Raw genomic sequence first — 10,446 nt, 5'->3', positions numbered from 1 at the left:
GGTGCTGCCGTGGTGGTGATTGCCTTCCTGCCGTGGCTGGATCGTTCCCCGATCAAGTCCATCCGTTATCGCGGTCCCAAGTTCAAGTTCATGCTGGTGCTGTTCATCATCGCCTTCATCGGCCTGGGCATCCTGGGTGCCATGCCGCCGACAGCTGGTCGAACCCTGATCTCGCAGATCCTGTCGTTCGTCTACTTCGCCTTCTTCCTGGGCATGCCGTTCTACACCAAGAACGACGTTGGCACCGTACCGGTACCGACCCGTGTGACGGACACCAATGGCAAGCGTCAGCTGCAGTTCCTGGTGCTGGTGGCAGTGACCGTGATTGCGGCCTACCTGTTCGCCACCAACGTGTAAGCAAGGGGAAAGGACATATGAAAAGCAAAATCCGCCACCTGATCGCTGCCATGGCGCTGGTGTTGCCGGTAAGCGGCACGGTTCTGGCCAATGAAGGGCCGAAGCTGGAAAAGGCTCCGATCGACATTCAGGACACCGAAAGCCTGCAACGTGGTGCCCAGCTGTTCAGCAACTACTGCCTGTCCTGCCACTCGGCCAGCGCCATGCGCTACAACCGTCTGGAAGACATTGGCCTGACTGAAGAGCAGATCAAGGCCAACCTGTTGCCGGAAGGTGCCAAGATCGGCGATCAGATGAATGTTTCCATGGACAAGAAGGACGCCAAGGTATGGCTGGGTGCGGCTCCGCCGGACCTGTCGCTGATTGCCCGTTCCCGTGGTGCAGACTATCTGTACGCCTACCTGCGTGGCTTCTACCGTGATCCGTCCCGTCCGACCGGCTGGAACAATCTGGTGTTCGACAAGGTTGGCATGCCGCACGTACTGTGGGAAATGCAAGGTGAGCAAGTACTGAAGACCGAGAAAAATGCTGAAGGCCATGAAGAGCACAAGCTCGAACTGGTCAAGGCCGGTACCCTCACCAAACTGGAAAACGGCAAGGCCAATACCGCCGAGTTTGACAAGCGCATGGCTGACCTGACCAATTACCTTGTGTTCATTGGTGAGCCGGCTCAGGTGAAGCGCCATCAGATCGGCTACATTGTGCTGCTGTTCCTGGGTGTGCTGCTGCTGCCGCTGACCTACTTCCTGAAGAAGGAATACTGGAAAGACGTGCACTAAGTACTGGTGCAGTTCAAAGAAAAAGGCGGATATTTCCGCCTTTTTTCTTTTGTAATCATGGTGTTGTGATCTAGTTGTGGAAATTGCTACTCCGAAAATGGTAAAATCCCTTCTTTGATCGAAATCGACAGCTCCTGTCAAGGATATCCGCAAGCCATGATGACTCTTTATTCTGGAATTACCTGCCCCTTCAGCCAACGTTGCCGTATCGTGTTGTATGAAAAGGGCATGGATTTCGAGATCATCGATGTAGACATTCACAACAAGCCGGAAGATCTGGCTGTGATGAATCCCTACAACGAAGTGCCGGTACTGGTGGAGCGTGACCTGATCCTGCACGAATCCAACATCATCAATGAATACATTGACGAGCGTTTCCCGCACCCGCAACTGATGCCGGCCGACCCGGTGATGCGTGCGCGTGCCCGCCTGTTCCTGCACCGTTTCGAAAACGAGCTGTTCTGCCATGTGAAAGTGCTGGAAGCTGGCGCTACCGGCAAGGAAGCCACCAAGGCGCGTGAAGCCATCCGTGATGGCCTGACCACCATTGCACCGGTATTTGCCAAGCAAAAGTTCATGCTGGGTGAAGAGTTCTCCATGATCGATGTGGCCATCGCTCCGCTGATGTGGCGCCTGGAGCATTACAACATCGACCTGGGCAAGCACGCTGCTCCCATCCTGAAATACGCCGAACGCATTTTCCAGCGCCAGTCTTTCATTGATTCGCTGACCCCGTCCGAAAAGGCCATGCGCAAGTAAGGATGACCATGAGCGCCAGTACCAAGCCATATATGCTCCGCGCACTGTATGAATGGTGTACGGATAATGGTCACACCCCCTTTGTGGTGGTGTGGGTGGATGAGCATACCGATGTCCCGCGCGAATACGTGAAGAACAACGAAATCGTGCTCAATATTGCTGCCAGTGCAACCCATAATCTGCGCATCGACAACGAGTGGTTGTCGTTCTCCGCCCGCTTTGCCGGTGTATCGCGTGATATCTGGGTGCCGGTTGGCAATGTGATGTCGATTTTCGCGCGGGAAACCGGCGAAGGAATGGGCTTCGAGGTTGAACTGGGTCAGACACCTGGCAAACCTGCCTTGCAGCCGGTCAGTGCGGCTACCGAGCCGGTGGCAGATGCCGACGCAGACAGCCCGGCACCGGAAACCCCGCCGCGTGCGGGTGGTCGTCCCAGCCTGCGTATCGTGAAGTAAGGCGTGTGATGTCAAACAAGGCCGGGATATATTCCCGGCCTTTTTCATTCACTGCCTGCGTTTTGCGTCGGGGTGTGCGGACTGTTTTCCGTCGGGCTGGAGTCCTCCGCGACTGCCGGAGTGGGGGCGTGCAGTAAAACCTGGTTCTTGCCCTTGGCCTTGGCCTGATACAAGGCCATGTCCGCCAGCTGGTACAGGCGGGCAAAATTATTGCCATCCTGCGGAAAGCAGGCAATACCGCAAGAGAAGCTGGTTTGAAAGCGCTGCTCCTCAGCCTGGAACTGTAGCTCGGAGAAGCGTTGGCGCAGTAATTCCATGCGCATCCAGCCATTGCGCTGGTCTGCCGAAGGCAGCACCACGATGAACTCCTCACCTCCCAGGCGACAGACAATATCCGCCTGCCTGCAATGGGCGCGCAGCAAGTCGGCCAGTGCGCACAGCACGGTATCGCCAATGATGTGACCAAAGCGGTCATTGATGCTTTTGAAGTTGTCCAGATCAATCAGCGCAAAGGTCAGCGAGCGCTGTTCCCTGCCAGCCCGGCTGATTTCCCGGCCCAGGGTTTCTTCCAGATAACGACGGTTGTACAGGCCGGTGAGCGGATCGTGCAAGGCCTGCTCCCGCAGTGTGTCCTGCAGGGTTTCGATTTCGTCGATACGGGTTTTCAGTTGCAGATAGGCCTGGTGCAAGGCCTCCTCCGCCAGACGCTGCCGTGAAATATCGCGCAGCACCAGCATGCGCCCACCCAGGGTAACGCCACTTTCGCGAATCGGAAAAGCGCGGACTTCCAGAATGGAACGCGAGCCAGGCCCATTCAGTTCCACCTGATGCGAGCCATCCTGATCTGCCACTGCAACCAGGGCGGCAATCTGCAATTGCTGTCCGCACAGCACACCTGCCGGTTTGCCAAACAGGTTGGCAGCCGCCGGATTGATATCCAGAATGGTTTTTTCATTGTCTATCACCACAATGCCGTCACCCATGGCATTGAAGGCGTTGCCGCGCGCGATAGGCACCACGTACAACATGCGCAGGTAAAGCAGGTCGAAGGCAAAAATGGCACCGGTGGCGGCAAAGCACAGCGGTGTGGGGTCCAGTCCTTGCCAGCTGATATTGCCTGACAGGTACAGCAGATTGCCTATCCACGGGACAATGGCGCCCAGCATCAGGATGAGCGACTGGCCGCGGTAATGAGGCGAGTAAAAGTGCAGGGTACGCAGCAAGAGCAGTGAGCCAAGCAGCATCATCAGATAGGAATACCCGGCAACCAGTAACCAGAACAAAGGCCCGTGGTTGAAAATCAGCAGATTGTGTCCGGAGGGAGAAGGCTGAAAGCTGCGCCAGATCAAGCCATGCTTTTCATTGGTAAGCGCAAGCGCCAGGCTGAACAGGGGAATCAGCAATAACTGCACGATGGTGCGTGGACGTAGTGCGCGTTCCAGCTGGTTGTAATCGGCGGCCAGCAGGAAAAACAGTACCGGCACACTCAGGGTGCCCAGGTATTCCACCTTGGACCAGAATATCTTGTCGCGCAGCAAGGTGGAGGACAACTCCAGTGTGGCTGCACCAGCCCAGACCGTGACAGCCAGCATCAGCCAGGCCAGATAGCGGGCTCCGCTTACCTTGCGCCTTTCCCAAGCCAGGATGCCGATGGTGGCAGCACTGAGGGCGGCTAACCCGGAAATGGCTGAAATGGAGGTAAAAACAAGAGACATGAGACCCGCTATGCAAAGTGACTATATTTACCGCAACGTTTTAGTTTAACCCCTGTTGTGCAAGTTTCATTCACATTTTTGTGTCTCTAGGTATAATTACGGCATTCCCGAGGAGCGCTGCGAGGTCAATCCCCAGGCTCGGGCTTCTTGCAAACGGCGCTCACCTGACTAATCTCCGTGCCGATGCCGGAATAGCGGGTGAGCCGCGTTCCGGCCGGCGTGCGAAAGGACTTTGCACGATGGCTGAATTCTCCGATTTTCACGTAGCTGACATCAATCTTGCAGCCTGGGGCCGCAAGGAACTGGCAATCGCCGAAACCGAAATGCCCGGCCTGATGGCGCTGCGTGAAGAATACGCGCACCAGAAGCCGCTGCGCGGTGCCCGCATTGCCGGCTCGCTGCACATGACCATCCAGACTGGCGTGCTGATCGAAACCCTGGTGGAACTGGGTGCCGATGTACGCTGGGCTTCCTGCAATATCTTCTCCACGCAAGACCATGCAGCTGCTGCCATTGCCGCAGCGAATATCCCGGTATTTGCCTTCAAGGGTGAAAGCCTGGATGAATACTGGGAGTTCTCCCACAAGATCTTCGAATGGCCGGAAGGCCAGGAAGCCAACATGATTCTGGATGACGGTGGCGATGCCACCTTGCTGCTGATGCTGGGCAGCAAGGCCGAGCAAGACCGCAGCGTCATCAGCCATCCGTCCAACGAAGAAGAAACCGCGCTGTTTGCTGCCATTGCCCGTTATCTGGAAGTGGACCCGCACTGGTATTCCAAACGCCTGCCGCATATCAAGGGCGTGACCGAAGAAACCACCACTGGCGTGCATCGTCTGTACCAGATGCAAAAAGAAGGTCGTCTGCCGTTCCCGGCCTTCAACGTCAACGACTCGGTGACCAAGTCCAAGTTCGACAACCTGTACGGCTGCCGCGAATCGCTGGTGGATGGCATCAAGCGTGCCACCGACGTGATGATCGCCGGTAAGGTAGCCGTGGTATTGGGCTACGGTGATGTGGGCAAGGGCTGCGCCCAAAGCCTGCGTGGCCTGGGTGCCACCGTGTGGGTGACTGAAGTGGACCCGATCTGCGCGCTGCAAGCCGCGATGGAAGGCTACCGCGTGGTGCGCATGGATGACGTGGCCGATCAGGGCGACATCTTCGTTACCACCACCGGTAATGTGTCGGTGATTACCCACGAGCACATGGTCAAAATGCGCAATAACGCCATCGTGTGCAATATCGGCCACTTCGACAGCGAAATCGAAGTCGCCAGCCTGCGCCAGTACCAGTGGGACAACATCAAGCCGCAGGTTGACCACATCATCTTCCCGGATGGCAAGCGCATCATCCTGCTGGCCGAAGGCCGTCTGGTGAACCTGGGCTGCGCTACCGGCCACCCCAGCTTTGTGATGTCCAACTCCTTCACCAACCAGGTGCTGGCGCAGATGGAAATCTTCCAGCATGGTGAAAAGTACGGCAAGGAAGTCTATGTGTTGCCCAAGCATCTGGACGAGAAGGTGGCCCGCCTGCACCTGAAGCGTATCGGTGCCAACCTGACCGAGCTGTCCGACGAGCAGGCTGCCTACATCAGCGTACCGAAGCAGGGCCCTTATAAGCCGGCGCACTATCGTTATTGATAGCGGGCTGTAAGGCAAACGGACAGGGCAGGGTATGATGCACCTGTCCGTTTTTCTATCTGCGGGCCACTACCGCTTCGACACGCTGCAGTATAAAAACTAAAGCCTGCCGCCCCGAGCAGGGACAGAGACGATCATGAACGAACAGAAAAAAACCTTCAGCTTCGAGTTTTTCCCGCCCAAGACCCCGGAGGGCGTGGCCAAACTGCGCACTACCCGCCAGCAACTGGCCCAGTTCAAGCCACAGTTTTTCTCGGTGACCTTCGGTGCTGGTGGCACCACCCGCGATGGCACCCTGTCCACCGTGCTGGAGATCCGCAGCGAAGGCCATGCGGCGGCACCGCACCTGTCGTGTATCGGCTCGACACGGGAAAACATCAGCGCCATCCTCAACGAATACCGCAATCACGGCATCCGTCACATTGTGGCGCTGCGTGGTGACATGCCGTCCGGTATGGTGGCGGCTGGTGAATTCCGCTATGCCAACGAGCTGGTCGAATTCATCCGCAGCGAGCATGGCGAACATTTCCATATCGAAGTGGCGGCTTATCCGGAATTCCATCCGCAGGCCAAGTCGGCCGAGGACGACCTGAACAATTTCGTGCGCAAGGTAAAAGCCGGTGCCAACTCGGCCATGACCCAGTATTTCTTCAATGCGGATGCCTACTTCCGCTTTGTCGACGAAGCGCAGGCGCGCGGTGTGGACATTCCGATCGTGCCGGGCATCATGCCGATTGCCAACTTCGGCCAGCTTTGCCGCTTCTCCGATATGTGCGGGGCCGAAGTGCCGCGCTGGCTGCGTCAGCGCATGCAATCCTATTACGATGATGCGGCCTCCATTCGTGCCCTGGGTCTGGATGTGGTGACCGAACTGTGTGACCGCCTGCTGGCCAATGGTGCGCCGGGCCTGCACTTCTACACCCTGAACCAGGCTGGCCTGGTGTCCACGGTATGGCAGCGTTTGGGCCTGTAATTGCTGCGCGCTCACGCAATCAAAAAAGCCCGGTTTATGACCGGGCTTTTTTTGTCCACTGCGGCTCAAGCCAATATATGAGGTGGCGTCTGGGCTTGTACCACCTGATTGCGACCCAGGTTCTTGGCGCGATACAGCGCCAGGTCGGCATCCCGCATCAGTTGCTGGCTGGCGTGGTGATTGTCCTGCAAGGTGGCAACGCCAATGCTGATGGTGACCCGGTCGCCAACCGAGCTGTTGCGATGGGCAATGGCCAGTTGCCAGATGGCCTGACGCATGACCTCGGCCAGTGCCAGGCTGTCGGCAGCGTGATAGCCGGGTAACAGGACCCCGAATTCCTCACCACCCACCCGTGCAGCCAACGCTGCCGTGCCAGCCAGCTGCGACTGTATGCACTGCGCAACCTGACGCAGGCACTGATCGCCCGCCAGATGCCCGTAGCTGTCGTTGAATTGCTTGAAGTAATCGATGTCGATCTGCATCACGCTCAGGCTCTGCTGCTGGCTACGTGCCTGGGTGAAGCATTCCAGCAACTGCTCATCAAAATAGCGCCGGTTGGCAATACCGGTGAGGCCGTCACTGAAGGCCATGCGTGCCAGGTCGGCATTGGCATTGCGCAATTGTTGCTGGGTGCTGCTCAGGGTTTGCAATTGCTGGCGGCGGATGATGGTATTGGCCAGTGTTTCACCCAGCAGACGGGCTTGCTGCTGCTCCTTGCCCTGCCACTGGCGTTGGCGGCTTACCATATCGCAGCCGAACAAACCGATCGGCCGGCCCATATGGTCGATGCGCAGCATGAACAGGCTTTGCACCTGATGGCTTTCCAGCTCATGGCGTTCCAGCGTGGCGCTGGCGGGCAGGGCGGACAAGGCATCCAGTGACAGCACGCCAAATTGCTGCAATTGCTGCCAGGCGAAGCTGCGCTGTTGCAGGCTTTCTCCCAGCAAGGTGTGGGTGGTGGGAGAAATGCCGGAGGCGCACCATTCATGCACGGTGTCGACCAGCCACGCGTCGGAGAAGCTCACCAGATAACAGCGCTCCACCTGCATGAACTGGCCGATTTCTCCCAGCGCCATGTCGGTGGCCTGATCAATGTCGTGTAACGGGATATTGATGAAGCGGGTGGAGATACCGGCAATCAGCTGCTGAAAGCGCAGTAGCTGGTCCAGCTCCCGGGTGCGTTCGGCCACCAGCCTTGCCAGTTCGTCGCGATGGCTGGCCAGCTCGTTTTCAATTCCGCTGCGTTCGGCCAGATGACGGTTGATATTGTCGCTCATGCTGCGAAAGGCACGTGCCAGTTCGCTCAGCTCATTATCCACCACCTGATCGGGTGAGCCGGGCAGCAAGGGGGGCAATGCCTGGCCTGGTTGATAATTGCGTACTGTTTGCGCCATGTCCTGCAGCGGCTTCACCAACTGGCGGTTGAACAGCCACCACAACAACAGGGCAAGGCCAAAAAAGCCCAGCAGAAACTGCAAGGTGGCACTGAGCACTTCATGCCACATGGCCTGGTAGACCGGTTGGCGCGAAACCAGCAGTTGCAAGGTGCCAATGCTGTCCTTGCCATGCGGGGAGGCCAGCGGCAGGTGATATTCCTCACGGTTGTACTGGTCTTGCAGGGCCGGGTTGTCGTAGCGCAGGGACTGACCCAGTTCGGTACGCACTTCCACGCTTTGCACACCCGGAATCTGCCCAATCAGCCGCAGCTGCAACTGGATGGCCGGAATGTCCACATCCCAGGCGCTTTGTCCCAGCAGCGGCAGGTAAAGACGGGAAACCGTGTCCGGAATGGCATTCATCTCCCGCTGCCCGTCGCGCCATACCACCACGGCCTTGAGCGTGATGACGGCCACGCCAAACAGCAGGGTATACAGCAGTAACTGCCATATCAGCTGGCGGGTGAGTCGGCGGGTGGGCATGAACAAACTCCTAGTTCAGCAGTGTGCTGAAGCCAAAGGCATAGCGTTGCAATGCCGGATTGGCGAATTTGCTGAATTGCCTGAAACGGATGCCCTTGTAATCATTATCGGCGAATAACTGTAAAAAGCGTTGCGCTTGTTGACGGGAGACCGTGCTGAAAATGGTGGGGTGCAGCTGTAGTCCCTCGCTGGCAAAGTCATGACCGTGATGGTAATCGTACAGCAGCACCAGGCTCCATGCACCGGTCATGAAATGGCCGGCGGCCAGGGCGGCAAGCTTGTCATCACGTCTTTCCTGCATGGCGCGCGGTGAATTGTTGATGGCACTGAGCAATACCGTCTTTCCGGCCTGCTTGCCACTTTGGCGGATGGCTTCTTCCATGCCGAACGCCATTTCATCATTGGCTGCCCATACCAGATTGATCTGCGGATAACGCTGCAACAGCCACAGACCTTGCTGCATTGCGCGTTTGCTTTCCCATTCGCCATAAACCAGCTGGGTCAATGTGGCATTGGGTGTGGTGGCCAGTATCTGGCGTGCGCCTTCCACGCGCTGGGTGGAAGCTGGTGTGGAGCGATCGCCAGCCACCATCAGTACATGTAACGGGGTGTCGGCCGGAAAATGCCGGGATGCTTCATCCAGCAGGGCTTTCATGGTGAGGCTGCCCGCCATGGCATTGTCTGGTGTCAGCGAACCCAGCCAGTATTTGAGCCGTTGTCGTGGCAGGCCGCTGGTTTGCAGTTGGGCGGGAGTCAAGGGGTTGAAGCTGAGAAAACAGGGGATGCCGGCCTGATCGGCCAGCGACAGCATGGCTGGTCCGGCCAGTTTTTCATTGACCAGCAGCAGGTAGTCCGGCTTGCGACGTCGCTGGGTGACGGCCTGCACCAGCTTCACCATCTGCACGGGGTCGCGCTCGGCGGACAGCACTTCCAGCTGGATGTCGAGCTGATCGGCAGCGGCCTGCATCGCACGGACCGCGCTCAGCCAGAAGGCTTCATTCTGGTGCCCCGGCGAAATGAATGTGACCGTAAATGCCGCTGCCTGGTTGTGCAACATTATTGCAACAACCAGGACAAGAAGCCGGATCGCGTGGATCACCTGCATGCCGGGGCCTTTATTCAATCCTCCTGCGTTCATTATCGGACTTGGCAAGGACTTCTGCAGCGCAAGTGGCTCAAATACTTCTGAGCTGGCTGAGCGGCAATGAAGTCGTACGCTTGATCTCTTTCAGGACGAAGCTGGACTTCACATCCTCAACGCCTTGCTGCTGCAGCAGCTCATCCATGACAAAGCGCGAGAAATGTTCCAGATCTTCAAAATAAACTTGCAAGAGATAGTCCATTTCGCCGGTCATTGCAAAGCAATTGATAACTTCCGGCCAGCGTTGCACGGCATCAATAAAACTTTGCACATGGGTATTGCCGCGCTTCTCCAGCACGACACGGACATAGGCCTGCAAGCCGAGGCCGATTTTGGCCGGGTCCAGCAGCGCGACGTACTGTCGAATCACGCCGGATTCTTCCAGCTGTTTCAAGCGTCTCAGGCAAGGTGATGGCGAGAGCGCGACTCTTTCCGCAAGTTCCACATTGGTCAACCTGCCATTGAGCTGAAGCTCGGACAGGATGCGCAAGTCTGTCTTATCTAGCGTAAGACTTGGCATATAAACTCCTCTGATTTGAAATTTTTGAAATTATATTTCTAGTTATTATGTATCTGGGGGATGTTAGCAAGAAAATTGCCCGGCCTTTTCCCTAGAATAAAAAGCCTAGCCCGGACATTTTACACGGTGGCAACAGATCACTGGATAATGTCGGCAACGATGGAGGAGAAGCCCGGTGAGACACACAA

9 protein-coding genes, 1 pseudogene and 1 riboswitch are annotated in these 10,446 nt (G+C 57.1%); of the genes and pseudogenes, 6 read left to right on the top strand and 4 right to left on the bottom strand.

From position 1 onward, the window contains the following. The 4 genes and pseudogenes from JHD62_RS04850 to JHD62_RS04835 form a co-directional block, all read left to right on the top strand. Positions 1-357: pseudogene (locus tag JHD62_RS04850) on the top strand (cytochrome bc complex cytochrome b subunit); the annotation flags it as partial. Between the two features lie 17 nt (positions 358-374). After that, complete coding sequence (locus tag JHD62_RS04845; RefSeq protein ID WP_199101986.1) at positions 375-1,136, top strand: cytochrome c1; 762 nt, start codon at positions 375-377, stop codon at positions 1,134-1,136. Positions 1,137-1,292: 156 nt separating this feature from the next. Next, the gene (locus JHD62_RS04840) at positions 1,293-1,895 is read left to right on the top strand and encodes a glutathione S-transferase N-terminal domain-containing protein (protein WP_045846647.1); all 603 of its coding nucleotides are present in this window, start codon (positions 1,293-1,295) and stop codon (positions 1,893-1,895) included. Positions 1,896-1,903: 8 nt separating this feature from the next. Continuing rightward, on the top strand, positions 1,904-2,350 hold the full coding sequence (locus JHD62_RS04835; protein WP_045846739.1) for a ClpXP protease specificity-enhancing factor: 447 nt from the start codon (positions 1,904-1,906) through the stop codon (positions 2,348-2,350). 44 nt (positions 2,351-2,394) lie between these two features. Here the strand turns inward: JHD62_RS04835 and JHD62_RS04830 are convergent, their stop codons facing one another. Further along, positions 2,395-4,065, bottom strand: coding sequence for a histidine kinase N-terminal 7TM domain-containing protein (locus JHD62_RS04830; protein ID WP_199101985.1), 1,671 nt, complete (start codon positions 4,063-4,065; stop codon positions 2,395-2,397). A gap of 103 nt (positions 4,066-4,168) precedes the next feature. Continuing rightward, positions 4,169-4,234, top strand: a riboswitch (S-adenosyl-L-homocysteine riboswitch). A 70-nt stretch (positions 4,235-4,304) separates the two neighbouring features. Between JHD62_RS04830 and ahcY the strand changes: the two genes are divergently transcribed. Together ahcY and metF are read left to right on the top strand one after the other, a co-directional pair. Then, positions 4,305-5,705, top strand: a complete 1,401-nt coding sequence (gene ahcY, locus JHD62_RS04825; RefSeq protein ID WP_045846645.1) for an adenosylhomocysteinase — start codon at positions 4,305-4,307, stop codon at positions 5,703-5,705. A gap of 136 nt (positions 5,706-5,841) precedes the next feature. Then, entirely contained in the window at positions 5,842-6,678 is an 837-nt protein-coding gene (metF, locus tag JHD62_RS04820) for a methylenetetrahydrofolate reductase [NAD(P)H] (protein WP_045846644.1), read from the top strand. A 65-nt stretch (positions 6,679-6,743) separates the two neighbouring features. Here the strand turns inward: metF and JHD62_RS04815 are convergent, their stop codons facing one another. From JHD62_RS04815 to JHD62_RS04805, 3 genes are all read right to left on the bottom strand, one after another. Then, entirely contained in the window at positions 6,744-8,597 is a 1,854-nt protein-coding gene (locus JHD62_RS04815) for a diguanylate cyclase (protein ID WP_199101984.1), read from the bottom strand. Positions 8,598-8,607: 10 nt separating this feature from the next. After that, positions 8,608-9,654, bottom strand: coding sequence for an ABC transporter substrate-binding protein (locus JHD62_RS04810; RefSeq protein WP_199101983.1), 1,047 nt, complete (start codon positions 9,652-9,654; stop codon positions 8,608-8,610). Between the two features lie 118 nt (positions 9,655-9,772). Continuing rightward, on the bottom strand, positions 9,773-10,258 hold the full coding sequence (locus JHD62_RS04805) for an Lrp/AsnC family transcriptional regulator (protein ID WP_045846641.1): 486 nt from the start codon (positions 10,256-10,258) through the stop codon (positions 9,773-9,775). Positions 10,259-10,446 lie beyond the last annotated feature (188 nt).

Origin of the sequence: Aquitalea sp. ASV11 (assembly GCF_016429185.1) — a bacterium.
In the GTDB taxonomy this organism is placed as follows: Bacteria; Pseudomonadota; Gammaproteobacteria; order Burkholderiales; family Chromobacteriaceae; genus Aquitalea; species Aquitalea pelogenes.
The sequence above is the reverse complement of the archived record's forward strand: the minus strand, read 5'-3'. Positions and strand labels throughout refer to the sequence as shown.